This window comes from Flavobacterium saccharophilum, from assembly GCF_900142735.1.
GTDB classification, from domain to species: Bacteria; Bacteroidota; Bacteroidia; order Flavobacteriales; family Flavobacteriaceae; genus Flavobacterium; species Flavobacterium saccharophilum.
Genome location: NZ_FRBY01000001.1, coordinates 511,115 through 536,897, shown reverse-complemented (window position 1 = coordinate 536,897; position 25,783 = coordinate 511,115). Strand labels below are relative to the sequence as shown.

The window sequence follows — 25,783 nt, the reverse complement described above, 5'->3', positions numbered from 1 at the left end:
ACTATTATTTCTTGTCACTTTTGTTTTTATTACCCTTTTTTTCACCCGACTCCTTCTCTATTTTCGCCACATCTTCTCTTAACTTCATTTCTTCTTCAGTAGCTTTCATATTTACTTCCGAAGGTTCATCAACTTCTGCTAAAATCGAATCTTTATTAAATTTCGCATAGTCCAGTTCTCCTCTTAAAACTTTTTGAATTCCATGAATATAAGCTTCGTTTTTCTTCAGAGCTGTTTCTAATGAATCTGATTTTATCGCTAATCTAGTTGCATCTCTTTTTAATTTAGAAGAAGAATATCCCGGAATAAATTCGCGTAAAGGCGTAAAAGCAATGATAAAAGTGGTAATTAAAATTAAGAATATACTTCCTAAAGACAACACAACAAAAACATTCATTAAGTTGAGTTTGAGCGAAAACGTTTCTTCAAAAGTATCTTCATTCAAAATTACCAGTCGGTTTTTAGTGAATAATTTTCTTCTGAAATTATGTTTTTTCTTGGTCATTTCGGTTCTTTATATGAGCAAATATAATAATTAATCGTCTTGTTGATGCCGGCCCGATTTGAACGAATCTGCTGAATTTACGATTTTATAAAATATTTAACGTTGCTAAGTCTAAATATTTTAATCCAAAAACACTTTTTGTTCGTATATTTCTATATACCTTTGCGGTACAACTTAGAAAAACAATTTGCTTCGGCATTAAATATACAATCATGGGAAGATTAGGTCTTACAGAAATCCTTGTAATAGTAGGTATTGTGTTATTACTTTTTGGAGGTAAAAAAATTCCAGAATTAATGAAAGGTTTAGGAAGTGGAATTAAAGAATTTAAGAACGCCGCTAAAGACGACCAAACTGCTGCTGCCAAAAAAGAAGAGGAAGAAGTAAAATAAATTTACAACTTTATAAAATTTAAAAATCCCAAATTACAATTGTTATGATTGTAATTTGGGATTTTATTTTTTAGAATTTACAATACCATTGTTAACTGAATTCTCTTTCTGTCTTCATCAACTTCTGTAACTTTTACATCAACGTGCTGATGTAATTTTACCACTTCATTTACATCGCTCACAAATCCCGCTTTTAACTGTGAAATATGTACTAAACCACTTTCTTTGATTCCGATATCAACAAAACAGCCGAAGTTGGTAATGTTATTCACAATTCCAGGTAAAATCATTCCGGTTCTTAAATCTTTGATCGATTTTACATTCGCATCAAATTCAAAAACCTTTGCAGACTTTCTTGGGTCTAATCCTGGTTTTTCAAGCTCTTTAATGATGTCTTTTAACGTAAGCAAACCTATTTCAGGTGTAATATAGTTTTCAGCTTTAATAAGCGCCGTTTTCTCTTTGTTTGCAATTAAGTCGTTTACCGAAAGTTTCAAATCTTTTGCCATTTTCTCCACAACCGGATACGCTTCAGGATGTACTGCCGAATTATCCAGTGGATTTTTAGCATTCGAAATTCGGATAAAAGCCGCACCTTGCTGATAGGCTTTATCACCTAAACGAGGCACTTTTTTCAGTTGTTTTCTATCTTCAAAAGGACCATTTTCTGAACGATACTGAACAATGTTTTCGGCTAGCTTCTCGCCGATTCCACTCACATAACTTAGTAAATGTTTACTTGCCGTGTTGATATTGATTCCAACAGAGTTTACGCAGCGAATTACTGTATTATCTAATTCTTCTTTTAATTTTGTTTGATCAACATCGTGTTGATATTGGCCAACGCCGATTGCTTTCGGGTCGATTTTAACCAATTCGGCCAAAGGATCTGAAAGTCGTCGCCCGATAGAAACTGATCCACGAACCGTTACATCATAATTAGGAAATTCTTCACGAGCAATTTTTGATGCCGAATAAACCGAAGCTCCCGCCTCTGAAACTATAAAAACCTGCAGCGGTTTGTCAAACGCTATTTTTTTGATGAAAAATTCAGTTTCTCTAGAAGCCGTTCCATTTCCAATAGAAATGGCATCAATTTGATACGCATTTACCATCGAACGGATTTTCTTAATCGCCATTGCTTCCTCATTTTGAGGCGCGTGCGGATAAATCGTTTCGTTGTATAATAAATCGCCTTTTTCGTCCAGACAAACTACTTTACAACCGCTTCTAAATCCTGGATCAATCGCTAAAATTCTTTTTTCTCCCAACGGCGGAGCTAATAATAACTGGCCTAAATTGTTAGCAAAAACCTGAATCGAGTTGGCATCGGCTTTTGCTTTTGCTTCCTGCAAAGTTTCATTTCCAATCGCCGGATTCAATAATCGTTTATAACTGTCCTCAATCGCTAACTGCAAATGAGCAGTCGTACTATTTTGTTTTTTAATGATAATTTCATCAATAACATCGTAAGCTTCATCCAAATCAACATCAACTTTCATCTTCACAAAACCTTCATTTTCTGCACGAAGCATTGCTAATAAACGGTGTGAAGGTGCTTTTGTCAAAGGTTCTTCCCAATCAAAATACTGACTGAATTTTTGCGCTCCCTCTTCTTCGGCTTTCTTTTTTACAACTTTAGTTCCGATAGTCGCTTTTCGCTGAAATAATCTTCTCAATTGCTTACGAACAAAAATATTCTCGTTGATCCATTCAGCAACAATATCACGTGCGCCTTGCATGGCAGCTTCTTCGTTAATTACATTTTCATTGATATATTGCGTAGAAATAAAATCAACGTCAACATTACTTTCCGATATGATAATTTTCGCCAATGGCTCTAAACCAAATTCGCGGGCCACATCGGCTTTTGTTTTTTTCTTCTTTTTGTATGGAAGGTAAAAATCTTCAATTTCCTGCAAATCAAAACTTAGCTCGATTTTTTGTTTCAACTCTGGCGTAAGCGCTTTTTGCTCTTCAATAGATTTTAAAACGGCTTCTTTACGTTTTACAATCGTTTCATACTCTTTTTGAAGTTTTGCAATTTGTTCAATTTGAACTTCATCCAGGTTTCCGGTTGTATCTTTTCGGTAACGGGAAATAAACGGAATCGTACAATCTTCCTCTAATAATTTTACCGTATTTTGGATGTTAATCGGTGCTGTCTGTACAGACTTGGCAATGAATTGTATGTTAGTCATTTTATTAATGAGATAATGTGTCAATTTGAAAATTAGATAATTAAGTCCGTCTTTTGCACTTAGATAAATGGATTAATTATATCGCTAAAATAATATCTTTGTTTCTAATTTTAAGCCAATGGAAATTTTATTATTGTATTTTTTATTTTTAAACATCTTCGTTTTTATTCTTGCCGGTTATGACAAATATCTAGCCCGAAAAAATAAACGAAGAATTCCTGAAAATACATTGTTTTTATTAGAAGCTATTGGCGGAACAATTGGTTTACTACTCGCCATGTTACTCTTTAGACATAAAACGAGTAAACCTTCTTTTATTGTGAAGTTTTTCGGGATTTTTTTGATTCAAATTGTTTTAGTTTATCTTAAATTAACTGATAAGATTTAAATAATTGGATTGTTAATAACTCGAAAACAGGTGAAATTTAAAAACTTAATAATCTGATTTTAAAACTATTAAATAAAAAACCGGATGAATTTAAAAAATCCGCCCGGTGTGTTTATTTTTATTGGTGCGGAGCACCGGATTTTTTTTGACTTTTTACGAACAAGCAATTTTATTCACTCTGTTTTGGTGTCTTCCACCTTCAAATGCAGTTGTTAAAAACGTTTCTACCATTTCTACTGCTTGAGGAACCGACGTAAAACGCGCCGGAATACTTATAATATTAGCATCATTATGCAAACGAACTAAAGCTGCAATTTCTTTAGTCCAGCATAAACCCGCTCTCACTTTTGGATGTTTGTTAACCGTCATGGCGATTCCGTTTCCGGTTCCGCAGATAACGATTCCAAAATCAGCTTTTCCCTCAGATACATCATTTGCAACCGGATGACCAAAATCCGGATAATCAACAGAATCTTCAGAATCTGTTCCGTAATTCGTTACTTCATATCCTTTTGATTTAAGCATCGCAACAATTGCTTTTTTATACTCTGGTCCTGCGTGGTCGTTTCCTATCGAAATTTTCATTGTAAATACTATTTAGTTGTGTTATGCAAATTTAACCAAACAATTACAAACATGTCTAAAAAGGAAATTAAATTTTTTTGCCACGAATTCACGAATTTTTAGTTTTATAAAATTCGTGAATTCGTGGCGAAAACTACTTAGTATATGCATTAGACTTTGTGACCCTTTTGACACAGATTAACACGTATATATAGATCCAAACTTTATTAACTTTGCGTAAAACTTTGTGTTCTTTGTGGTAAAATACACCCCATTCTCAACAAGCTTTATATCAAAAACTTAGCGTTATTAACAATTTTACTATCTCTATAATTAGCTGAAGATCAATTAGAAATAAACATATATTTTGTTAAAATTTTAGAATGTTAATACCAAAAGCTAATTCGTTGATATTCAGTTAACTTTAAATTAACATTATTTGTTAATAAGTTCAGATAGAAAATTAGAAGTTTTTTTTGGTCGTGTCATAAAAAAACCTAATCCAAAACCGGAATCAAAAAACCTAATAAAGTTTGAGGAATTTTTAGAAAAGTTATCAATATCAAAAATGCCATTTTCAACAAATATCAACATATGAACTTATCTACAAAATGAATTCATTTTTGGTTGTCAACCGTTGTTAATTAAAATACAAAAAGTCTTATAAACTAATCTTTTAGCTAAATATAAGTATGTTGATAACTCTATATAACTAAGCAAAACTTCATTTCAATACATTTAAAAATAAAATTATTGCACATATTAACAAGCTATAATAACAATCATAAATTAATTTAAATTAAATTTTTCTTTTTGTTGTATTTAATATATGTTGACAACTTTGAAAAGTTTGAAAAGAAAAAAAAAATTGAAATTGAAAAAATAGAACGGTTTAAACGATTTTGAGTGGACTGTTGAGATTGTCCAGAATTTGCTGAACTTCTTCGAAATCGTTAGGATGAACTTTGAGTTTGATTCCGCCCAACGCTGCCGAATACATTGGAGCCACAGAGAGCGTCATTTCGTTTTCAAAGAAATACGGAATCTCTTCTTGTTCTAATAAGTGTTTCAGAACAACGGTTTCGTGCTGATAATTGAATATGGCGATGGTTTTAAAGCTTTCCATACAAGGTCTTTTAGTAAAGATACAAAGTTATTTTTTTAATAATTTATTTGTTAAAATCTATAATCTGATATCTTATTTGTAATTTTAACTTTTTAAGAAAAGATATATGAGTAAGAAAATTAGAAAGCCGATAAAAAATGAGAAAGATTTCTCTAGTAAGATAGTAAAAATTTTATCGCAAAGCCCAAATAAAGCATTCAACTACAAACAAATAGGAGCAAAGTTAGAACTTGACGATACAAAAAGCAGAAACCAGATTATAAAAGATTTAAAAATTCTGGCTGCTTCGAAGAAAATTATAGAAACCGAACCTGGTAAATATTTAGTAAAAGCCGAAAGTCAGGATTATTACGAAGGAACAATTGATATGACCAGTAGAAAAACGGCCTATTTTGTTTGTCCGGATTTTACTGAAGATGTTTTTATTCCGACCAATAATTTGAATCGTGCGTTAGACAAAGACAAGGTAAAAGTTTATGTTTATAATAGAAGAAAAGGAAAAAGACCTGAAGGAGAAGTAATTGAAGTTATAGAAAGAAACAAAACAGAGTTTGTTGGTGTAATAGATATTCAGGCCAATTTTGCTTTTGTATCGACAGCGAATCCTAAAATGTATACGGATATTTTTATTCCGAAAGATAAAATTGGAGAAGCAGAAAATGGCGATGTTGTACTAGTTACGATTGAAGATTGGCCTAAGAGAGCGGATAGTCCGTTTGGATCTGTGATTAAAGTTTTAGGGAAACCTGGAGAACACAATACAGAGATTCATGCCATTTTAGCCGAATATGGTTTACCGGCAGATTTTCCGGTAGAAGTAGAGGTTTTTGCACAAAAAATAGATACTTCGATACAGGAATCTGAAATTGCAAAACGTCGCGATATGCGTGATACGCTAACGTTTACGATCGATCCAAAAGATGCAAAAGATTTTGATGATGCCTTGTCTTTCAAAAAGTTAGAAAACGGAAATTACGAAATAGGTATTCATATTGCCGATGTTTCTTATTATTTAGAAGAAGGAACAATCCTGGATGATGAAGCTTATCAAAGAGCAACTTCGGTTTATTTGGTCGATAGAGTAGTGCCAATGCTTCCGGAAGTTTTATCTAATTTTGCTTGTTCATTGCGTCCAAATGAAGAGAAATATACGTTCTCGGCTGTTTTTGAAGTTTCTCCAACATCACAGGTTATTAACCAATGGTTTGGTAGAACAGTAATTTATTCAGATCAGCGATTTGCTTATGAAGAAGCACAATATATTATTGAAACAAAAGACAATACGATTCCCGTTGATATTTCAATTACCGGAGAATCTTATGTAGTTTCAGATGAAATTGTGGAAGCAACTTTGAAATTAGATGAATTAGCTAAGATTTTAAGAAAGAAAAGAATGGCCAATGGAGCTATTTCTTTTGATAAAGTAGAAGTAAAATTCAATTTAGATGCAGAAGGAGAACCAGAAGGAGTATACTTCAAAGTTTCAAAAGATGCCAATCATCTTATTGAAGAATTCATGCTTTTAGCTAATAGAAAAGTGGCTGAATACATTGGAAAACAGAAGAAAACATTTGTTTACAGGATTCACGATGAACCAAATGAAGACAAGTTAATTGCGATGCAAACTGTAATTGCTAAATTTGGTTATAAAATTGATTTCAGAAACAAAGGCGATATTTCAAAATCATTGAACGCTTTGATGGAAGAAGTGAATGGTAAAAAAGAGCAAAACTTAATTGATACTCTTGCTATTAGAAGTATGAGCAAGGCCAAGTATTCAACAGAAAATATTGGACATTACGGATTAGCTTTTGATTATTACAGCCATTTTACTTCGCCAATTCGTCGTTATCCTGACGTTATGGTACATCGTTTGCTTCAATTTTATTTAGATGGAGGCGCTTCTGTAAACGAAGAAATTTACGAAACGAAGTGTCTGCATTGTTCCAATATGGAAAGTTTAGCAACCAATGCTGAACGTGACAGTATCAAATACATGCAGGTTAAATACATGCAGGATCACCAGGATGAAGAATTTTTGGGAGTTATTTCAGGGGTTACAGAATGGGGAATTTATGTTGAAATTGTTTCGAATAAATGTGAAGGAATGGTGAGAATCAGAGAAATAAAAGACGATTATTATACTTTCGATGAAAAACAATATGCTTTGGTTGGAGCGACTTCAAACAGCATATTGCAATTAGGAGATGAAATTTATGTTAAAGTAAAAAATGCCGATTTAGTTAAAAAACAACTGGATTTTCATTTTTTAAGAAGAGCAGAATAGTTATTAAATTAAAATAGAGAGATATGAAAAAGTTATTAATTGGTGTTGCAATTTTATTTGTACAAATGTCATTTGCACAGATAACAAAAGAAGTAGGAGATTTTGATGAAGTAAAAGTTTTTGATAAACTTCATGTTAAATTAGTAGCGTCTTCAGACAATAAAGTTGTCATTAAAGGAGCTCGTGAATCAGAAGTAGAGGTTATCAATAAAAAAGGGATCTTGAAAATAAGAATGACTATATCTAAACCATTAGCTGGAGATGAGCTGGATATTACATTGTATTACAAACATATAGAACTTATTGACGTTAATGAAGGAGCTCTTGTTACAAGTACAGAACCTGTAAAAGCAACTTCATTTAAAGTAAGTGCTCAGGAAGGTGGTAAAATTAATGTAGATTTGGATGTTGATAAACTAAAAGTAAGTTCAGTTTCCGGCGGAGAAATTACCCTAACAGGAAAAGCCTCAAATCAAGATGCAAGTCTGGGAGCTGGTGGTTTTTTATTAGCTAGTAAATTAGTTACCTCTCAAACTACAGTAAGCGTTTCTGCGGGAGGAAAAGCAGATGTGAATGCTACTACGCTTGTTGATGCAAAAGTGAGCGCAGGAGGCTCTATTTATATTTACGGCAAACCTAGACAAATTAATCAAAAAACGGTTTTTGGAGGTAAAATCGAAGAAGTGAAATAATAATTCTATTTGAATGATAAATGATATTTTAGCTGGACTGCCATGGGGACTTTTTTTAAGTTTTATGGTAGGTCCAGTATTTTTTATATTACTAGAAACCAGTATTACAAAAGGATTCAGAGCTGCAATTGTCTTTGATTTTGGTGTAGTATTAGGTGATATTTTTTTTATAGCCATTGCGTATTTAGGAAGTTACAGATTAATTCAGAGCTTAAAGGATAAACCGGCATTATTTATTTTTGGAGGTATTATTATGCTGGCTTACGGTTTAATTTCTTTTGTAAGATTAAAAAATGAAGAAAAAATAGATGATGAAGAAATTGACCGTGACATCATCAAAAGAAACTACGGAAGCTTGTTTGTAAAAGGTTTTTTACTGAACGTTATTAACATCGGAGTATTAGGATTTTGGCTGGCTGTTATCATTTCTGTCGGTCCAAAATTAGAGATGCAAAACTCCAGAATGATTACTTTTTTTACCTCCGTTATTATTACTTATTTATTAGTTGATTGTCTTAAAATTGTATTAGCCAAACAATTAAAATCTAAAATGACACCCAATAATATTCTTAAAATAAAGAAAATTATAAGTATTGTTTTGATGGTTTTTGGATTTGCTTTAATGATTCAGGGCTGGTTTCCAAAAGAAAAAGAAATGGTTAGAAATGCTTTTGAGAAGATTGAGAAGTAGTTGTTAATAACTAGAAAATATAAAATTAAACCTTTGAATTTCAGAGGTTTTTTTATGTTTATAAGTCAAACTGTTTTCTTACTAAGAAAGAAGCAATCGAATTACTATTCTCGTAGTAGTTTGTCATTTCGACGAAGGAGAAATCACATTCAGAGAGTAACGAACCGGAATTCTGTTATGTGATTTCTCCTTCGTCGAAATGACAAGATTGCGAAAAAATGAGTAAAAAAAGAGATACTTTGCAGTGTCTCTTCTTGAGACATCGTCCGGATTCGAACGTAAATCTTTATCTAATTTTTTCTAAAAATTAACCATAAAAAAAGAGATGTATTTCTGTAGGTTTTTAAAGGCATCGTCCGGATTCGAACATAATCTTTATCTAATTTTTTCTAAAAATTAAACATAAAAAAAAGAGATACATTTCTGTATCTCTTCTTGAGGCATCGTCCGGATTCGAACCGGAGTAGGAGCTTTTGCAGAGCCCAGCCTAGCCGCTCGGCCACGACGCCATTGCTTGAACGGATGGCAAAAGTAACTAAAATCTTTAAAATTCAAAACTTTAAAAGTAACTATTTTAAAAAATTACTTTTTTAATTGAAAGAATTACTTTCTAATTTCCGTCATTTTTATAGTAACTGATTCAACATCACCACCAATAGGGGGATTTATTTTAGAAACCCAAACCGTTGTTTTTTCTATCATTTCTATTTCAGCAAGTACTCGAATATTGATTCTTTTCGCCACATGTTCTAATAAATGTGAACGAATCGCCATTTCTTCGGTAACAATTTTATTCAAATGTACGTAATCAACAGTATCAAGAAGATGATCTGTTTGTGCTGATTGTTGTAAATTGGTTTTAATTTTTAGATCAACAGTATAGTCTGATCCAATTTTTCCTTCTTCAATTAAACATCCATGGTAGGAAAAAGTACGGATGTTTTTTAGTTTTATAACTCCCATTTTTATAATTTTATTCTTGTAGTGTTTGGATCTTGGTAATTTGATGTTACAGCTTGTATAGAAACGATTTTTTCATTTTCATCAACCGTAAAATGAATTGTATAAGGGAATTTCTTTAAAGGTAAAGTACGAACTACATTATATTTTTCTTCAAAAAAAGGAAATGTCTTTAGAGTTTCTACATAATCCTGATATTCATTTATGAATTTTGTTCCTAATCCGTTAGATAAAGATTCATAATATTCAGCAATCTCATCTGCTTCTAGGTCAGCACGTAAGAGAATAATTATTTCAAACATTTATTTATTCCATTTAGCGTTAAGCTTTTTTTTAGATTCTTCCCAACTTATATAATCTTCTGGTTTAGCATTTTTGATTCGATCTAAAACCATTTCTTGTTGCCAAAGCGGAATTTCATTCTCTTGAGTTTCATTTATAGAAACGTCTGGAACATGTTTAAAAAAACTAATAAAAGTTTCGTAAAAATCGTCTGGAATTGTAACAGTTAATTGTCTCATAACTTGCAATATTTATACAAAAATACTAATAAATTTAGTTTCAAGTTTAAAGTTTCAGGTTTAATGCCAGTTAAGTAACTTTAAACCTGAAACCTGAAACCTTTTTTTTATCTTTGCTAAAATTACTATAAAATAATGGCATCAGAAGAGAAATCACTCAATTTTATTGAACAAATCATAGAGGAAGATTTAAAATCAGGTCTTTCGCAAACTAAACTTCATTTTCGTTTTCCACCAGAACCAAACGGTTATTTGCATATCGGACACGCTAGTTCTATTGCTTTAAATTTTGGTTTAGGAATTGATTATCAGTCTCCTGTAAATTTACGTTTTGACGATACCAATCCAGAAAAAGAAGAACAGGAATTTGTTGACGCTATTAAAAAAGATGTAGAATGGCTAGGGTATACCTGGGCAGAAGAACGTTATGCTTCTGATTATTTTCAACAATTATACGATTGGGCCGTTTTATTAATTAAAAAAGATAAGGCCTATGTTGATAGTCAATCTTCTGAAGATATGGCCATTCAAAAAGGAACTCCATCTACTGTTGGTACAGATAGTCCATTCAGAAACCGTTCTGTTGAAGAAAATTTAGATTTATTCGAAAGAATGAAAAACGGTGAATTTGAAGCTGGAACTCATATTCTTCGTGCCAAGATAGACATGAAATCAACCAATATGCTGATGCGTGATCCTATCATGTACAGAATTTTACACAGACATCATCATAGAACCGGTGACGATTGGAAAATTTATCCAATGTACGATTGGGCACACGGACAAAGTGATTATTTAGAGGAGATTTCACATTCATTTTGTACACTTGAATTCTTGCCTCACCGTGAATTATACGATTGGTTTTTAGACCAAATTATTGATGAAAATCAGATTCGTCCAAAGCAAAGAGAATTTGCAAGACGTAACTTATCACACACCGTTGTTAGTAAAAGAAAATTACAGCAACTGGTTAAGGAAAAGCATGTTAACGGTTGGGATGATCCAAGAATGTCAACTATTTCTGGATTAAGAAGACGTGGTTATACAGCTGCTTCATTGCGTAATTTTGCGAATACAATTGGTATTGCAAAACGTGATAATTTAATAAATGTATCGGTTTTAGAATTCTGTATTCGTGAAGATTTGAACAAAATTGCACCTCGTGTAATGGCTGTTTTAGATCCTGTAAAATTGGTAATTACAAATTATCCTGAAGGAAAAGAGGAGTGGTTAGAGGCAGAGAATAATCAGGAAGATGAAAATGCTGGTTTCAGAAAAGTTCCTTTTTCTCGTGAATTGTACATTGAAAGAGAAGACTTTTTGGAAGAAGCTCCAGCGAAGTTTTTCCGTTTGACTTTAGGAAAAGAAGTACGTCTTAAAAATGCGTATATCATTAAAGGAGAAAGTGTTGTAAAAGATGCAGCTGGCAATATTACGGAGATTCACGTTACTTATGATACCGATTCCTTAAGCGGAAGCGGGACAGAAGCAAGTCAAAGAAAAGTGTCTGGAACTCTACACTGGGTTTCTATTCAACATGCTGTTGAAGCAGAAGTTCGTATGTACGATCGTTTGTTTACAGATGAAGCTCCGGACAGTTATAAAGAGAAAAATTTCTTAGATTTTGTGAATCCAAATTCGTTAGAAATTATCAAAGGCTTTGTGGAGCCAAGTTTAGCAACTGCTCAAAATGAAGATAAATTTCAATTTCAACGTTTAGGATATTTTACTGTTGATAAGGATTCAACTGCTTCAAAATTAGTATTTAACAAAACGGTTGGATTGAAAGATGCTTGGGAAGAAAAAGGTAAAAAGGAAGAAAATAGTATCAATAATTCTTTAAAAGATATTAATAAATATTTTAAAGTTGAAACTAAACCAGAACGAATTGCAATTGAAAGTGCGATAGGAGAGAGCATCAAAAATGTTTCTACCTTTTCATTGTTGCAAAATTCATTAAAGAAAAACATCAACAATAATAAAGCTTCGTTGTTATTTGCTCAGTTTATTTTGAAATATTCTCATTTAAAATCTGCTGATTTTGAAGAAGAGGATATCAAAAAATTATATACGATGTCATTAAGAAGTGAATCAACTTATGTTCGATCAAAAGCACTTTTGAATTTAAGAGATTTAGAAAATGAAAGTTTCAAAACTCAGTTTGAAGATGAAATTTTAAAATTATATTCAAATCCTCCAAAAAATGCTTCAGAGAGAGAAATTGAAATTCTTTCGGAAATGGTAAAGAAATAATATCACTAGAATCTATTAAAAAGCGCTTTTTATAAGCGCTTTTTTTATTATTTATATTTTCTATGTAAAATATAATTTCAATAAATATTTTATATTAAAAGTAACACGTATAAATTGTTTTTAAACGCTTTTTTTACTTCTTCCGATACAGAATTCATCTTTGAGAAAATAATTAAAATAAGCGTCTTATTTTAGTTTTAGGTCTCATTTTTGCCTTCTTTAGAGCTTATTAACAACAGAATGTTTATAAAGTTGTTATTTTAAATCAAGTTTTTGAAAATCTATGAATTTAATCATAATTAGAAATGAAATTTCATTAAATCAATTTTAATAATCATTTTTATTAATTTGAAAGTTTATAATTATTATATCTAAAATCTATTATGTTTTATTTTTTAATAGAAAATTTAAACTAAAAATGACCTTCATAATTTAATTTTAAGATCTTTTTTTATTTCTTCCATCTCGTAACTCATCTTTTGAATAATTGTTGATTTTTAAGCTTTATTTAAGTTTTAGACGTCATTTTTGTGAGTTTAACGGGTTATTAACATACAATTGTTTATAAAGTTGCTATTTTTATCCAAAGGTCAAATCTGAAATTTTTTAATTTTAAAAATGACACTTTAGGAATCAAATCTGAGTTTATCTAAAATTCGAAAATTTAGTTTTTTGTTTTTAGATTTTATTCTAAGTCTGCATTCCGAAAATTGGTTTTATGGTCAATTCTAATTGTGTTGATGTTTTTGATAATTCTTAAGTAAAAGTATTTTTCATAACATTTCATAATTTTCAAATTTCATGAAATTGGTTTTGTGATTTATAAATTTTGATTTTCATTTTTGATCAAAGAAATTTTTTAATCCTTAAATTTTATTATCATGAAAAATGTATTTTTTACTCTGGCTATTTTATTTGCAAACATTGCAATTTCTCAAACACATCAAATTTCAAAACACAATGGAGAAGAATTGGATGTCAATTTTATCAAACATGAAAATGATTTGATTCATTATTCGTTTAACGGAAGTGCTGAAGAACATAAAATTACGAAGTATGCCGTTTCAAAAATTACCAATAAACAAACGAATCAAACTAAAAAAATAACAGATAGAGTAGTAGTAGATTCAAAATCAGATTACAAAATGGTAACTGTTTTACCTCAGGAAAAGACAGTAGGTTTGAAACAAGTGGCTAATTTTACAGGAATATCGACGAAGACAAAAGGCGAGCCGCCAATTGCAAATCAAAATCAAACTGCTTTAAGGATCAAAACGCAGTCAGCTTCAAAGGGTTACCCGTTTGTGAGCATAGTTGAAAATGACGGTAAATACGAAGCAGTTGCTTACATGTATTAATTGTATTGTTAAATTATAGTAAATATCATTTAATCAATATTTTATATTTCAAAAAAGCAGTACCTTTATTAATCATTTAAATTTTAACATTATGTCAAAGAACTTAAATACTATTGCGGCAATATTAGCTGGCGCCGCTGCAGGTGCAGCAATTGGAATTTTATTTGCTCCGGATAAAGGATCAAAAACCCGAGCGAAATTGAAAGAAGGTATAGATGATGCAGCACATAATTTGAAAGATTCATTATCAGCAAGTTCTGAAGTGCTACGTGAAAAATTCACAGGTGCTACTAAAGGCCTTGATGGTACATTTGATGAATTGCTTTCGAATGTAAGCCATAAAACAGAAGAGGTAATTACGTTTTTAGAATCTAAACTAGCTGATTTAAAAGCACAGAACGCTAAACTTCAAAAATAATAAATACAAGAAGCACAAATTTTGATTACTTTTAAAAGTAATTTTTTGTGCTTCTTTTTTTAATTTAAACTACAATTATGGCTTTTGAGGAGTTAAAAGAAAATACTGAAAACATTCAGGATCAGGCTAAAGTTTATTTAGACAGTCATTTAGCGTATTACAAACTTTGGGGATTTAAGGTTGCGATGAAATCGACTACTTTAATTTTCAAGTTTACTCTGATTTTATTGTGTTTTAGTATGGTTTTACTTTTTGGATCTTTCGCTGCAGCATATGCTTTTGGATCTTTATTTGAAAGTACAGCTCTTGGATTTTTGGCAGTAGGAGGGATATACCTTTTGTTTACCATTTTGCTTTTCTTTATAAAAGACAAGTTTGTGGAAGGTCCTATTTTGGAAAAATTCTCAGAAATCTTTTTTAACGACTAATTTATGGAACCAAAAAAATACGCATCATACGCTGAAATCGAAAGAGATTTGGAGATTCTGAAATTAGAAAAAGAGATTAACTATCAGAAATTAGTCTTAAGTTTTCAGAGAACTAAAGAAGGAATTACACCGCAGAAAATTGTTAATGGATTCTTTTCTTCTTATAAAGATTATTTTTCGAACAACTATCCTAAGATTTTGCAATCCATTTTACCACATATTATCAGTTGGTTATTTAATAAAAAAAGAGGCAATTAAGCCTCTTTTTTATTTGTATTATTCTTTTACTTCGGGTTGAATATCATCTTCATAACCAGATTGAAGTGGTTCAATCTTTTTAGGTTTTTCTATTTTTTTATTGTTTTTCTTCATCATTTCTCCAACCTGATTAGATGCTGAGAACGATGCAACCATATTATTCAGCATATCACTTCCGGCCTGTGGAGAATTAGGTAACAAAATTAAATTCGAATTGGCGTCTGCACCAATTGCCTGCAACGTATCATAATGCTGTGTGACAACAATTAATGCCGAAGCTTCTTGAGAATTGATTCCCACACTGTTCAAAACTTCAACACTTTCTACTAAACCTCTTGCAATTTCACGACGCTGATCTGCAATACCTTGTCCTTGTAAACGTTTACTTTCTGCTTCAGCTTTTGCTTTTGCAACGATTCTGATTCTTGAACTTTCAGCTTCAAATTCGGCAGCAGTTTTTTCTCTGTCGGCCGCGTTGATTCTGTTCATAGCATTTTTTACCTGGATATCCGGATCAATATCTGTTACCAAAGTATTGATAATATCATAACCGTAAGTAGTCATGGCTTCATTCAATTCTCTTTTTACTGCAATTGCGATGTCATCTTTTCTTTCAAAAACGTCATCCAATTTTAGTTTTGGGACTTCGGCACGAACGACATCAAATACATAAGCCGTAATCTGATCGTGTGGATATTCCAGTTTATAAAAAGCATCGTATACTTTTTCCTGAATCACTTTAAACTGAACCGAAACTTTCATTTTAATAAAAACGTTGTCTTTGGTTTTTGTCTCAATGATAACATCTAACTGTTGAATTTTAAGATTTACACGTCCGGCAATTCTGTCGACAATCGGAATTTTAAGTTGTAAACCTGAATTTCTTACGCTTAAAAATTTACCAAATCTTTCGATTACAACAGAAGATTGTTGTTTCACGGTAAAAAAAGAAGACATGAAAATAAAGAATCCGAAGACTAAAAGGATAATTAATGCTGTGTTCATGGTGATATTGTTTAGTTTTTATGATCTGGTAAATTACGAATATTCTTCCAATTTAAATTTTTTAGACATTAAAAAAACGCTAAGAACATTTAATAGATGTTTCTTAGCGTTTGATATTTTAAAGTAAATTATTTTATAAAGTACTTATTGCTTTCTGAATTCTCGAAATAGTTTCTTCTTTTCCAATGATTTCAACAATGTCAAATAGGTGAGGACCTTTCAAGGCTCCAACCAAACTCAAGCGAAAAGGCTGCATTACTTTACCCATTCCAATTTCGTTTTTCGTCAACCAGTCTTTTACGATTGCCTCGATATTTGCTGAATCAAATCCATCAATGTATTCAAGAGTAGAAATTAATTCCTGCATTAAAGCTGGGGTTTCTTCCTTCCAGTTTTTGCTTGCTTTTTCATCATAAGATGTTGGAGCCTGGAAAAAGAAATCTGTTAAATCCCAAAATTCAGAAACGAAATGTGCTCTTTCTTTAATCAAAGAAACGATTCTTGTAACGTCGTATTTAGAAACATCAACACCTTTTTCAACCAAAATAGGAGTGAAGTCTTTCGCTAAATCAGCATCATTTTGTTTGATTAAATATTGGTGATTGAACCATTTGTTTTTCTCAGGATCAAATTTTGCTCCCGATTTATGAACTCTGTTCAGGTCAAAAGATTCAACTAATTCTTCTAAAGAAAATAATTCTTTATCTGTTCCGTCATTCCAACCTAACAAAGCAAGGAAGTTTATAACCGCTTCCGGGAAAAATCCTTTCTCTCTATAACCAGATGAAACGCCTTCTTCGGTTTTCCATTCTAATGGAAACACAGGAAATCCTAATTTATCTCCATCTCTTTTTGATAATTTTCCGTTTCCAACCGGTTTTAGAATCAAAGGTAAATGTGCAAATTCCGGAGCATCCCAACCAAAAGCTCTGTATAATAAAACGTGAAGTGGCATCGATGGTAACCATTCTTCTCCACGAATTACGTGTGAAGTTTCCATCAAATGATCATCAACAATATTGGCCAAATGATATGTTGGCATTCCGTCACTTTTGAATAGTACTTTATCGTCAAGAAGATTCGTTTCAAATTTTACATCACCACGAATGATATCTTTTAAATGCAAAGTTTCATCAACCGGAGTTTTAAAACGGATGACATAATGTTCCCCATTTGCAATTCTTTTAGCAACTTCTTCTGCAGAAATTACTAAAGAAGTATCTAGTTTTTCACGATTGTGATGATTATAAATAAAAGTTTTTCCTTCTGCTTCGTGTTGTTTTCTATGTGCATCTAAAGCTTCCGGAGTATCAAAAGCATAATACGCCCAACCCGAATTGATCAATTGATCAGCATATGATTGGTATAAATCTTTACGATCACTTTGTCTGTACGGACCAAATTTTTCATTTTTACCAACGGTTTCTTCAGGAGCAATTCCTAACCATTCTAATGCTTCCATAATATAAGCTTCAGCACCAGGAACAAAACGAGTCTGATCTGTATCTTCAATTCTTAAGTAGAAAACACCATTGTTTTTTTTGGCAAATAAATAATTAAATAGGGCAGTACGAACTCCGCCAATATGTAATGGTCCAGTCGGACTTGGTGCAAAACGCACGCGAACTTGCTTTGACATTTGTTTAAATTTTGATGCAAAGATACAATATTAGTCAAAAGTCATTAGTCGAAAGTCTTAAAGGTTTTTAGTTGCGGATAGAACTTTTGACTTTCGGCTTTTGACTTTCAAACTTATAGTTATAATTACTACTTTTATAGGTTATAATCAAAAGAGATTTTATTTTGAAAACGACATCTGCTATATATCAAAAGTTAGAAGCTTTTATAAAGAAATATTACACGAACGAATTGATAAAAGGAGCACTTCTTTTTATTGGTTTTGGATTATTGTATTTTCTGTTTACGCTTTTTATTGAGTATTTTCTTTGGTTAAAACCAGTTGGAAGAACGGTTTTATTTTGGATGTTTATTGGAGTAGAAGTTTTCCTTTTGTTCCGGTTTATCTTGTTTCCAATTTTCAAGTTGTTCAAACTTCAAAAAGGAATTGATTATAATCAGGCTTCTAAAATTATTGGAAACCATTTTACAGAAGTAAGTGATAAGCTAACGAACTTTTTGCAATTATCATCTTCTGAAAATTCAGCAGAAAGTTCAGAGTTAATGTTGGCTTCTATAGAACAAAAAGCGAATTCGTTGCAGCCAATTCCTTTTGGGAATGCAATCAATTTTAAAGCAAACAAGAAATATTTACCATTGGCTTTGATTCCAGTTTTGCTTTTTGCTGTGTTTTATATTTCTGGAAACAGCAATATCATTTCTCAAAGTTTAAATAGAGTGGTGCATTTCAATGCTACCTTTTTGCCACCGGCTCCCTTCAAATTTGTGGTTTTAAATTCGAATTTACAAACGGAACAAAACAAGGATTTCGTTATCAAAATGGAATCAGTTGGAAAGATAGTTCCGGAGAATGTGATGATTCATATTGGAGATGAAAGTTATTTTATGGAATCATCTCAGCCAGGAAAGTTTGAATTCAAAATTGAAAAACCAGTTGATAATGTTCAATTTTCTTTTGAAGGAAATTCGGTTTCATCAGACGAATATGAATTAAAAGTTATTACAGTTCCATCAATTGCGAACTTCGAAATGGTGTTGAATTTTCCATCTTATTTAAAAAAGAAATCAGAAACTATTCAAGGTACAGGAAATGCAATTGTTCCAGAAGGAACTTTGGTAAGCTGGAAAATGAATACACAATCGACTCAGGAGATTGTTTGGAAGGATGAGAATGCAGTTTATAAGTTCAATAAAGCTGAAAACGAGTTTAAATTGGCTAGAAATATCAGTCAAAATACAGAATATCAAATTCTTACTTCAAATAATAAGGTTAAAAACTACGAAAAACTGGATTATCAACTGTCAGTTATCAAAGATCAGCATCCAACGATTACCGTTTCGCCTGCACCGGACAGTTTAAAATTAGATAAGAATTATGTCTTGGGAAGATTGGGAGATGATTATGGTTTGTCGAAATTACAGATTGTTTACTACGAACGTAACAAACCAAATACAGCGAAGCGTGGAACCATTCCTGTAAAGCAAGCCGTATTTGATCAGTTCGTTTTTAATTTTCCAAGCAACCTTGCAGTAGAAGAAGGGGTGTCTTATGAATATTATTTTGAGGTTTTTGATAATGATGCGCCACATCATTTTAAGAGTACAAAGTCTTCTGTTTTTTCAGATAGAGTTGCTACTACAGATGAAGTTCAGGATATGGAATTGCAACAGCAAAATCAGAACATAAATAGTTTGGAGAAATCTTTAAAGAATCAGAACAAGCAATTTTCTGAAATGGATAAGATTCAAAATACCGGAAAAGAAAAAGATAATTTAGAGTTTAAAGATCAGCAAAAAATCAATGATTTTATCAAACGTCAAAAGCAACAAGACGAATTGATGAAGCAGTTTGCTGAGAAAATGAATCAGAATTTAGATAAGTTCAAAGACGAGAAGAAAGACAAAACAGCTGAAGATTTACAAAAGCGTTTAGATAATGCAGAGAAAGATTTGGAGAAAAACCAAAAGCTTTTGGATGAATTAAAGAATCTTAACGATAAATTGAATAGTGAAGATTTGTTTGATAAGATGGAAAAGTTCAAACAAATTAGTAAAAACCAATCTCGCAACTTAGAACAATTAGTTGAGTTGACTAAACGTTTCTATGTAGAGAAAAAAGCAGATCAGGTTGCTGAAAAATTAAATAAGTTAGCAGACCAACAAGAGAAGCTTTCTAATAAAGACAGTGAAAATACAAAAGACAAACAAGATGAAATCAATAAATCTTTTGATAAAATTCAGGAAGATTTAAAGGATTTGAAAGAAGAAAATAAAACTTTAAAAGCGCCTTTAGATATTCCTTCTGATGCTTCAAAAGAAAAAGATGTTGATTCTGATTTGCAAAAAGCTTCTGAGGAATTAGCTAAAAAGAATACTTCTTCGGCTAAGCCAAAACAAAAAAGTGCTGCTCAGAAAATGAAGAGCATGGCACAACAAATGCAGTCGAGCATGGAAGGTGGAGATCAGGAACAATTAGAAGAAGATGTTGCAATGCTTCGTCAGGTTCTGGATAATCTTCTGGCTTATTCTTTATCTCAGGAAGATGTGATGAAACAATTTAAGTCGATGAAGTTGGGTTCTTCTGCATATACAAAAAACATTAAAGTACAGCAGAATTTGAAACAACAGTTCAAACATGTTGATGATAGTTTGTTTGCTTTGTCTTTAAGAAATCCAAAAGTAGCGGAAGATGTAACGAAGGAAATTGGCAACGTACAATATAATGTAGACAAAGCTATAGAATCTTTAACCGACGTTCAGGTTCCAAAAGGAGTTTCACATCAGCAATATGCTGTTTCATCTGCAAACAAATTAGCTGATTTTTTAAGTGACTTATTAAATAACATGCAGATGTCAATGTCGAAACCGGGTGCGGGAAAACCAAAACCAGGAGAAGGACAAGGAATGCAATTGCCAGATATTATTCAAAAGCAAAAAGGTTTGGCTGATAAAATGAAGCAGGGAATGAAAGAAGGAAATAAACCGGGAGAAGGAAAAGAAGGACAAGGTCAAAGTGGAGAAGGAAAACAAGGTCAGGGAAAAGATGGAAAAGGTAAAGACGGAAAGGGAAATCAATCTGGTGGAAAAGGAAACGAAAATAAAGAAGGAAATGATGGGGAAGGAGATGCCGAAGCGATTATGGAAATATATAAGGAGCAGGTAAAACTTCGTGAAGCGTTACAAAAGGAATTAGCAAAGCAAGGTTTAGACTCTCAGGGAAAATCTGTAATTGATCAAATGAAACAATCTGAAAAGCAACTTTTGAATAAAGGTTTTAAGAATGAGAACCTTCAAAGGATTTTAAATATTCAACAAGAATTATTAAAATTAAACAACGCAGTTCAGCAACAAGGTCAGGATACGAAGCGTCAATCTGAAACAAACAAAGCTGAATTTTCTAATCGTTCGAATGCTTTACCAAGTTCACTTTTGGAATATTTAAACAGTGTAGAGATTTTAAACAGACAATCACTACCTTTGCGCTCGAATTTTAATCAAAAGGTTCAAGAATATTTTAATACAAAATGATCAATTTTAATTACGAAACCGAATTTACTTTAGATAACGAACAAGCCTTTTCTGATTGGTTAAGCGCTGTAATCGTTTCTGAGAATAAAAACGAAGGAGAGATAAATTATATTTTTTGTGATGATGAATATCTTCATAAGATAAATGTAGAATATCTGGATCACGATACGCTAACAGATATTATCAGTTTTGATTATACAGTTGGTAACGAACTGAACGGAGATATATTTGTTTCCGTAGAAAGAGTAGAAGATAACGCAAAGGATTTTAATGTTTCTTTTGAAGAAGAATTGAAACGTGTTTTAGCTCATGGTATATTACATTACTGTGGTTATAAAGATAAATCAGATAAAGATGCTGAGTTAATGCGTTCAAAAGAAGATGAAAAAATTGCAATGTTTCACGTGGAACAGTAGATTAAAAATCCAATTTTTTAGATTCCAAATTCCAATTGTTTCACGTGAAACATATAATGAGTTTGAAATAAAAAGATGTTTCACGTGGAACATTTGACTTGAAGTTTGAATTTGAAGTTTGAATTTGAAGTTTGAATTTGAAGTTTTTTTAAGGTGTTCCACGTGGAACGTTGGTAACTTGAAAACTCAGTTTCTGAAGTGAAGACTTACAATGTTTCACGTGGAACAGTTTTCTTTTCTATTTGGAATTTGGAATTTGCCAAATTCGTAATTGCGAGTCAGCACCGTTCCACGTGGAACAAAAGAATAAAGAATTTAATTCTGAGAGCCAACTTAAACGGTTTCCCAGAGAATAGAAAATAAAATGTTTTTAGAAGAATACGATGTTATAGTAGTTGGTGCAGGTCATGCTGGATCTGAAGCCGCGGCAGCGGCCGCAAATTTGGGATCGAAAACCTTATTGGTTACGATGAGCCTGCAGAACATTGCGCAGATGTCTTGCAATCCAGCGATGGGTGGAATTGCAAAAGGACAAATCGTGCGTGAGATTGATGCGCTTGGAGGGTACTCTGGAATTGTTTCAGACCGAACCGCAATTCAGTTTAAGATGTTGAACAAATCAAAGGGACCTGCAATGTGGTCGCCGAGAGTTCAGAGTGATCGAATGCGTTTTGCTGAAGAATGGAGAATGATGTTGGAGGGTACTCCGAATTTGGATTTCTACCAAGAGATGGTAAAAGGTTTGATTATCGAGAACGGAAAAATAAAAGGAATCAAAACTTCTTTGGGAGTAGAGATTCGATCTAAATCTGTTGTGTTGACAAACGGAACTTTTTTGAATGGTTTGATTCATATCGGAGAAAAACAATTTGGAGGAGGAAGAGCAGGAGAAAGTGCCGCAACCGGAATTACCGAAGATTTAGTTAAAGCAGGTTTTGAATCGGGAAGAATGAAAACAGGAACGCCTCCGAGAGTGGATGGACGTTCTTTAGATTATTCTAAAATGAATGAAGAAAAAGGTGATGCAAAACCGGATAAGTTTTCTTATTCTGATTTGACAACTCCATTGACGCATCAAAGATCTTGTCACATGACATACACGTCTTTGGATGTTCATGATATTTTGAGAGAAGGTTTTGATCGTTCACCAATGTTCAACGGAAGAATCAAAAGTCTTGGTCCAAGATATTGCCCTTCGATTGAAGATAAAATAAATCGTTTTGCTGATAAGGAACGTCACCAGCTTTTTGTTGAGCCGGAAGGATGGAATACTTGTGAAGTATATGTGAATGGATTTTCGACTTCGCTTCCAGAGGATATTCAATTTAAAGCTTTGAGTTCTGTTGCCGGTTTCGAGAAAGTGAAATTTTTTCGTCCAGGTTATGCAATCGAATATGATTATTTCCCGCCAACGCAATTGAAACATACTTTGGAAACAAAGTTGGTTGAGGGATTATATTTTGCCGGACAGATTAATGGAACGACAGGATACGAAGAAGCAGCTTCGCAAGGATTGATGGCTGGAATAAATGCGCATTTAAAAGTGCATGAAAAAGCACCATTAATTTTAAAACGTGATGAAGCTTATATTGGAGTATTGATTGACGATTTAATTACGAAAGGAACGGAAGAGCCTTATCGTATGTTTACATCAAGAGCAGAATACAGAACATTGTTGCGTCAAGATAATGCGGATTTCAGATTGACTCCAATGTCACATGAAATTGGTTTGGCTTCTGAAGCTCGTTTGCGCCGAATGGAAAAGAAATTAAACGAGTCTGAAAAAATGGTTGCCTTCTTCAAAGAGACTAGTGTTTCGATTGCGGAAACGAATCCAATTTTAGAAGCAAAAGAAACGGCTCCAATTACACAAGGTGATAAAATGTTCAAAGTATTCTCTCGTCCGCAAATTGATTTGGAGGACATGATGAAGTTTGCAAAAGTAAAGGAGTATATCGAAGCAAATGACGTTGATCAGGAAATTTTAGAGCAAGCCGAAATTCAGGTTAAATATTCTGGTTATATCGAAAAGGAGAGAAACAATGCTGATAAACTTACTCGTTTAGAAGAAGTAAAAATTCCGGAAAATTTCGATTATGATAAAATCAAATCGATGTCGATTGAAGCAAAACAAAAATTGAGCAGAATTCGTCCTGTGACAATTTCACAAGCGTCAAGAATCAGCGGAGTTTCTCCGAGTGATATTTCGGTTCTTTTGATTTATATGGGAAGATAAAATAATATTGTTTCAGGTTTCAAGTTTCAGGTTTTGCCGGAACGTGAGAACTGAAACAAATTTAGTTTTGATACCTGAAACTTGAAACAATTTTTTAATTGTTCCACGTGAAACTATTTATAAGCCTTAAAAATATATTTTACCAAATCCTATTAAAAAACCTATAATATAAAATGGACGTTTTAAATAAAAAACATTTTCTTACTGTAAAAGACCATTCTGTTTCGAAAGAAATTTTTGAGTTGTATCATGATGAAACTTTAGACATGTTGATTACATCTCCACAACCCGCTTTGGAAAATCTTGGGAGATATTATGAAAGCGAAGATTATATTTCGCACACGGATAATAAACGTTCGCTATTTGAAAAAGCGTATCATTTTGTAAAAAATATTGCGCTGAAAAATAAATTGAATTTAATAAATTCTGAACAACAGCATAAAGGAAGAATTTTAGACATTGGTGCCGGAACTGGAGATTTTTTATTGACAGCAAAAAATGACGGTTGGGAAACTGTTGGAGTGGAGCCAAGCGAGCGGGCAAAAAATATTGCGATACAAAAAGGAATTTCTTTCGTGAACGAAATTGATGCACTTAAAAATAATTCTTTTGACGTGATTACAATGTGGCACGTTTTGGAACACGTTCCAAATTTAGAACTTCAAATTCAGGAATTAAAGCGTTTGCTAAAACCAACTGGAACATTAATTGTTGCGGTTCCAAATTTTAAATCATACGACGCAAAATATTATAATGAATTTTGGGCAGCTTATGATGTGCCAATTCATTTTTGGCATTTCTCAAAAAAAGCCATTCAATCGCTTTTTGAAAAAGTAGATATAAAATTGGAAAAAGTGCTTCCAATGAAATTTGATTCTTTTTATGTGAGTTTATTATCCGAAAAATACAAAACCGGAAAAATGAACTATATCAGTGCTTTTTTGGTCGGATTAAAATCAAATTTAAAAGCGAGTAGTACAAAAGAGTATTCATCCCACATTTATGTCTTAAAAAACAAGCAAAACGTAATTTAAGCGCGTTTCTGGCATCTTTTTGCCTTTATTGAGGGGAATTTATGTCTTTTTTGAGAAAACGTTTCTAATAAAAGCTATTAAAGCCGGTTTTAATAGTGTTGAATTATTGACATTTTTCTTTCCATAAATAAAAACAATATCATAAAATTATAGCATTTTTTAAACTTTATGTTGGTGCTATTTATTTTTTTATATTTTTGTCTTCAATACATTAAAAAAATAGAAATTTAGAAAATGAAAAAAGCATTAGTAATTATCGCACTTTCAATTTTGGTTGTTTCGTGTAATAAAGCAACAGAGGTTAAGGAAGTAAAAACAGCTTACGTTGATACTTCAGTTTTAATGAAGGAGTACACTGAAGCGAAAGATCTTGAGGCAAAATACAAAGCTCAGGCAGAAGAAAAAGGAAGACAGCTACAAGCGGAAATTACTCGTTTTAAACAAGACGCTGCTAATTTTCAAAGTCAGGCACAAGCAAACGGACAAGCTTGGGCACAACAAAGAGGAGCTGAATTGCAAAAAAGAGAGCAACAATTGGGTTATGCTCAACAAGCATTATCTCAACAATTGCAACAAGAAAGTGGTGTTGAAATGGATTCTCTAATCAGTGGAGTTAAAAAATTCATCAAAGATTACGGTAAGAAAAACGGTTATTCTTATATCTACGGTACAGGAGATGCAGCATCTATTTTATATGCTGAAGAGAAATATGACATCACAAAAGACATCATTAAAGCTTTGAACGATAAATATAAAGCTGAGCCTAAAACGGAAGCTCCGGCTAAAGAAGAAGCTAAAAAATAATACCAAACAAACTAACTAAATTTAAAACCTAAATCTGCAAAGATTTAGGTTTTTTCTTTTATAAAAAGGCGATACTTTTG

General features: G+C 32.3%; 24 protein-coding genes and 1 tRNA gene. 15 read left to right on the top strand and 10 right to left on the bottom strand.

The window, feature by feature from the left end:
• Nucleotides 1-4 precede the first annotated feature (4 nt).
• The gene (locus BUA98_RS02235; RefSeq protein WP_072970027.1) at nt 5-505 is read right to left on the bottom strand and encodes a peptidase; all 501 of its coding nucleotides are present in this window, start codon (nt 503-505) and stop codon (nt 5-7) included.
• A 212-nt stretch (nt 506-717) separates the two neighbouring features.
• Between BUA98_RS02235 and BUA98_RS02230 the strand changes: the two genes are divergently transcribed.
• On the top strand, nt 718-897 hold the full coding sequence (locus tag BUA98_RS02230; protein WP_072970026.1) for a Sec-independent protein translocase subunit TatA/TatB: 180 nt from the start codon (nt 718-720) through the stop codon (nt 895-897).
• Nucleotides 898-974: 77 nt separating this feature from the next.
• Here the strand turns inward: BUA98_RS02230 and BUA98_RS02225 are convergent, their stop codons facing one another.
• A complete protein-coding gene (locus BUA98_RS02225; protein WP_072970025.1) occupies nt 975-3,098 on the bottom strand; it encodes a Tex family protein in 2,124 nt (707 codons plus the stop codon).
• Between the two features lie 118 nt (nt 3,099-3,216).
• On the opposite strand from BUA98_RS02225, the gene BUA98_RS02220 reads away from it, so the two are divergent.
• Nucleotides 3,217-3,486: a DUF1294 domain-containing protein gene (locus BUA98_RS02220; protein WP_072970024.1), complete on the top strand. Its 270-nt coding sequence runs from the start codon at nt 3,217-3,219 to the stop codon at nt 3,484-3,486.
• Nucleotides 3,487-3,639: 153 nt separating this feature from the next.
• On the opposite strand, the gene rpiB is transcribed toward BUA98_RS02220, so the two are convergent.
• Both rpiB and BUA98_RS02210 read right to left on the bottom strand, forming a co-directional pair.
• Entirely contained in the window at nt 3,640-4,071 is a 432-nt protein-coding gene (rpiB, locus tag BUA98_RS02215; RefSeq protein ID WP_072970023.1) for a ribose 5-phosphate isomerase B, read from the bottom strand.
• Between the two features lie 871 nt (nt 4,072-4,942).
• Nucleotides 4,943-5,176 carry a putative signal transducing protein gene (locus BUA98_RS02210; RefSeq protein WP_026982402.1) on the bottom strand — a complete coding sequence of 78 codons (234 nt, stop codon included), beginning with the start codon at nt 5,174-5,176 and terminating at the stop codon, nt 4,943-4,945.
• A 106-nt stretch (nt 5,177-5,282) separates the two neighbouring features.
• Here BUA98_RS02210 and rnr point away from each other — a divergent pair, with 106 nt between their 5' ends.
• The 3 genes from rnr to BUA98_RS02195 are packed head-to-tail and all read left to right on the top strand — an operon-like array spanning nt 5,283 to nt 8,846.
• A complete protein-coding gene (gene rnr / locus BUA98_RS02205; protein WP_072970022.1) occupies nt 5,283-7,463 on the top strand; it encodes a ribonuclease R in 2,181 nt (726 codons plus the stop codon).
• Between the two features lie 23 nt (nt 7,464-7,486).
• A complete protein-coding gene (locus tag BUA98_RS02200; RefSeq protein WP_026982400.1) occupies nt 7,487-8,155 on the top strand; it encodes a head GIN domain-containing protein in 669 nt (222 codons plus the stop codon).
• Nucleotides 8,156-8,168: 13 nt separating this feature from the next.
• Entirely contained in the window at nt 8,169-8,846 is a 678-nt protein-coding gene (locus BUA98_RS02195) for a LysE family translocator (RefSeq protein ID WP_072970021.1), read from the top strand.
• 438 nt (nt 8,847-9,284) lie between these two features.
• On the opposite strand, the gene BUA98_RS22315 is transcribed toward BUA98_RS02195, so the two are convergent.
• The 4 genes from BUA98_RS22315 to BUA98_RS02180 all read right to left on the bottom strand — a co-directional run bounded on the left by BUA98_RS22315 (nt 9,285) and on the right by BUA98_RS02180 (nt 10,327).
• Nucleotides 9,285-9,355 (bottom strand) — tRNA-Cys (locus BUA98_RS22315).
• 94 nt (nt 9,356-9,449) lie between these two features.
• Nucleotides 9,450-9,809: a dihydroneopterin aldolase gene (folB, locus tag BUA98_RS02190; RefSeq protein WP_072970020.1), complete on the bottom strand. Its 360-nt coding sequence runs from the start codon at nt 9,807-9,809 to the stop codon at nt 9,450-9,452.
• A gap of 2 nt (nt 9,810-9,811) precedes the next feature.
• Nucleotides 9,812-10,108: a hypothetical protein gene (locus BUA98_RS02185; protein ID WP_072970019.1), complete on the bottom strand. Its 297-nt coding sequence runs from the start codon at nt 10,106-10,108 to the stop codon at nt 9,812-9,814.
• A complete protein-coding gene (locus BUA98_RS02180) occupies nt 10,109-10,327 on the bottom strand; it encodes a hypothetical protein (RefSeq protein ID WP_072970018.1) in 219 nt (72 codons plus the stop codon).
• 135 nt (nt 10,328-10,462) lie between these two features.
• On the opposite strand from BUA98_RS02180, the gene BUA98_RS02175 reads away from it, so the two are divergent.
• From BUA98_RS02175 to BUA98_RS02155, 5 genes are all read left to right on the top strand, one after another.
• Complete coding sequence (locus tag BUA98_RS02175; protein ID WP_072970017.1) at nt 10,463-12,580, top strand: glutamine--tRNA ligase/YqeY domain fusion protein; 2,118 nt, start codon at nt 10,463-10,465, stop codon at nt 12,578-12,580.
• A gap of 881 nt (nt 12,581-13,461) precedes the next feature.
• On the top strand, nt 13,462-13,938 hold the full coding sequence (locus tag BUA98_RS02170; RefSeq protein ID WP_072970016.1) for a hypothetical protein: 477 nt from the start codon (nt 13,462-13,464) through the stop codon (nt 13,936-13,938).
• Between the two features lie 91 nt (nt 13,939-14,029).
• Complete coding sequence (locus BUA98_RS02165) at nt 14,030-14,356, top strand: YtxH domain-containing protein (protein WP_072970015.1); 327 nt, start codon at nt 14,030-14,032, stop codon at nt 14,354-14,356.
• 77 nt (nt 14,357-14,433) lie between these two features.
• Complete coding sequence (locus BUA98_RS02160) at nt 14,434-14,784, top strand: competence protein (RefSeq protein WP_072970014.1); 351 nt, start codon at nt 14,434-14,436, stop codon at nt 14,782-14,784.
• A gap of 3 nt (nt 14,785-14,787) precedes the next feature.
• Nucleotides 14,788-15,042: a DUF6327 family protein gene (locus BUA98_RS02155; protein ID WP_072970013.1), complete on the top strand. Its 255-nt coding sequence runs from the start codon at nt 14,788-14,790 to the stop codon at nt 15,040-15,042.
• Nucleotides 15,043-15,060: 18 nt separating this feature from the next.
• On the opposite strand, the gene BUA98_RS02150 is transcribed toward BUA98_RS02155, so the two are convergent.
• Both BUA98_RS02150 and gltX read right to left on the bottom strand, forming a co-directional pair.
• Nucleotides 15,061-16,047: an SPFH domain-containing protein gene (locus BUA98_RS02150; RefSeq protein ID WP_072970012.1), complete on the bottom strand. Its 987-nt coding sequence runs from the start codon at nt 16,045-16,047 to the stop codon at nt 15,061-15,063.
• Nucleotides 16,048-16,180: 133 nt separating this feature from the next.
• Nucleotides 16,181-17,686, bottom strand: a complete 1,506-nt coding sequence (gene gltX / locus BUA98_RS02145) for a glutamate--tRNA ligase (RefSeq protein ID WP_072970011.1) — start codon at nt 17,684-17,686, stop codon at nt 16,181-16,183.
• 164 nt (nt 17,687-17,850) lie between these two features.
• Between gltX and BUA98_RS02140 the strand changes: the two genes are divergently transcribed.
• The 5 genes from BUA98_RS02140 (at nt 17,851) to BUA98_RS02120 (ending at nt 25,703) form a co-directional block, all read left to right on the top strand.
• The gene (locus BUA98_RS02140; protein WP_072970010.1) at nt 17,851-21,213 is read left to right on the top strand and encodes a coiled-coil domain-containing protein; all 3,363 of its coding nucleotides are present in this window, start codon (nt 17,851-17,853) and stop codon (nt 21,211-21,213) included.
• The gene (ybeY, locus tag BUA98_RS02135) at nt 21,210-21,629 is read left to right on the top strand and encodes an rRNA maturation RNase YbeY (protein ID WP_072970009.1); all 420 of its coding nucleotides are present in this window, start codon (nt 21,210-21,212) and stop codon (nt 21,627-21,629) included. Before BUA98_RS02140 ends, ybeY begins: the two co-directional genes overlap by 4 nt.
• Before the next feature lie 364 nt (nt 21,630-21,993).
• Nucleotides 21,994-23,865, top strand: a complete 1,872-nt coding sequence (gene mnmG / locus BUA98_RS02130) for a tRNA uridine-5-carboxymethylaminomethyl(34) synthesis enzyme MnmG (protein WP_072970008.1) — start codon at nt 21,994-21,996, stop codon at nt 23,863-23,865.
• 173 nt (nt 23,866-24,038) lie between these two features.
• Nucleotides 24,039-24,899 carry a class I SAM-dependent methyltransferase gene (locus BUA98_RS02125; protein ID WP_072970007.1) on the top strand — a complete coding sequence of 287 codons (861 nt, stop codon included), beginning with the start codon at nt 24,039-24,041 and terminating at the stop codon, nt 24,897-24,899.
• A 234-nt stretch (nt 24,900-25,133) separates the two neighbouring features.
• Nucleotides 25,134-25,703, top strand: a complete 570-nt coding sequence (locus BUA98_RS02120; protein ID WP_056196666.1) for an OmpH/Skp family outer membrane protein — start codon at nt 25,134-25,136, stop codon at nt 25,701-25,703.
• Nucleotides 25,704-25,783: the final 80 nt, after the last annotated feature.

Bases quoted from the DNA above. Each gene is read 5' to 3' on its own strand.
- BUA98_RS02185 (WP_072970019.1), bottom strand. From the start codon at position 10,108: ATGTTTGAAATAATTATTCTCTTACGTGCTGACCTAGAAGCAGATGAG.
- BUA98_RS02150 (WP_072970012.1), bottom strand. From the start codon at position 16,047: ATGAACACAGCATTAATTATCCTTTTAGTCTTCGGATTCTTTATTTTC.
- mnmG (WP_072970008.1), top strand. From the start codon at position 21,994: ATGTTTTTAGAAGAATACGATGTTATAGTAGTTGGTGCAGGTCATGCT.
- BUA98_RS02120 (WP_056196666.1), top strand. From the start codon at position 25,134: ATGAAAAAAGCATTAGTAATTATCGCACTTTCAATTTTGGTTGTTTCG.
- BUA98_RS02235 (WP_072970027.1), bottom strand. From the start codon at position 505: ATGACCAAGAAAAAACATAATTTCAGAAGAAAATTATTCACTAAAAAC.
- gltX (WP_072970011.1), bottom strand. From the start codon at position 17,686: ATGTCAAAGCAAGTTCGCGTGCGTTTTGCACCAAGTCCGACTGGACCA.
- BUA98_RS02160 (WP_072970014.1), top strand. From the start codon at position 14,434: ATGGCTTTTGAGGAGTTAAAAGAAAATACTGAAAACATTCAGGATCAG.
- BUA98_RS02125 (WP_072970007.1), top strand. From the start codon at position 24,039: ATGGACGTTTTAAATAAAAAACATTTTCTTACTGTAAAAGACCATTCT.
- BUA98_RS02170 (WP_072970016.1), top strand. From the start codon at position 13,462: ATGAAAAATGTATTTTTTACTCTGGCTATTTTATTTGCAAACATTGCA.
- BUA98_RS02200 (WP_026982400.1), top strand. From the start codon at position 7,487: ATGAAAAAGTTATTAATTGGTGTTGCAATTTTATTTGTACAAATGTCA.
- BUA98_RS02195 (WP_072970021.1), top strand. From the start codon at position 8,169: ATGATAAATGATATTTTAGCTGGACTGCCATGGGGACTTTTTTTAAGT.
- BUA98_RS02225 (WP_072970025.1), bottom strand. From the start codon at position 3,098: ATGACTAACATACAATTCATTGCCAAGTCTGTACAGACAGCACCGATT.
- rnr (WP_072970022.1), top strand. From the start codon at position 5,283: ATGAGTAAGAAAATTAGAAAGCCGATAAAAAATGAGAAAGATTTCTCT.
- BUA98_RS02175 (WP_072970017.1), top strand. From the start codon at position 10,463: ATGGCATCAGAAGAGAAATCACTCAATTTTATTGAACAAATCATAGAG.
- BUA98_RS02230 (WP_072970026.1), top strand. From the start codon at position 718: ATGGGAAGATTAGGTCTTACAGAAATCCTTGTAATAGTAGGTATTGTG.
- ybeY (WP_072970009.1), top strand. From the start codon at position 21,210: ATGATCAATTTTAATTACGAAACCGAATTTACTTTAGATAACGAACAA.
- BUA98_RS02210 (WP_026982402.1), bottom strand. From the start codon at position 5,176: ATGGAAAGCTTTAAAACCATCGCCATATTCAATTATCAGCACGAAACC.
- rpiB (WP_072970023.1), bottom strand. From the start codon at position 4,071: ATGAAAATTTCGATAGGAAACGACCACGCAGGACCAGAGTATAAAAAA.
- folB (WP_072970020.1), bottom strand. From the start codon at position 9,809: ATGGGAGTTATAAAACTAAAAAACATCCGTACTTTTTCCTACCATGGA.
- BUA98_RS02165 (WP_072970015.1), top strand. From the start codon at position 14,030: ATGTCAAAGAACTTAAATACTATTGCGGCAATATTAGCTGGCGCCGCT.
- BUA98_RS02220 (WP_072970024.1), top strand. From the start codon at position 3,217: ATGGAAATTTTATTATTGTATTTTTTATTTTTAAACATCTTCGTTTTT.
- BUA98_RS02180 (WP_072970018.1), bottom strand. From the start codon at position 10,327: ATGAGACAATTAACTGTTACAATTCCAGACGATTTTTACGAAACTTTT.
- BUA98_RS02155 (WP_072970013.1), top strand. From the start codon at position 14,788: ATGGAACCAAAAAAATACGCATCATACGCTGAAATCGAAAGAGATTTG.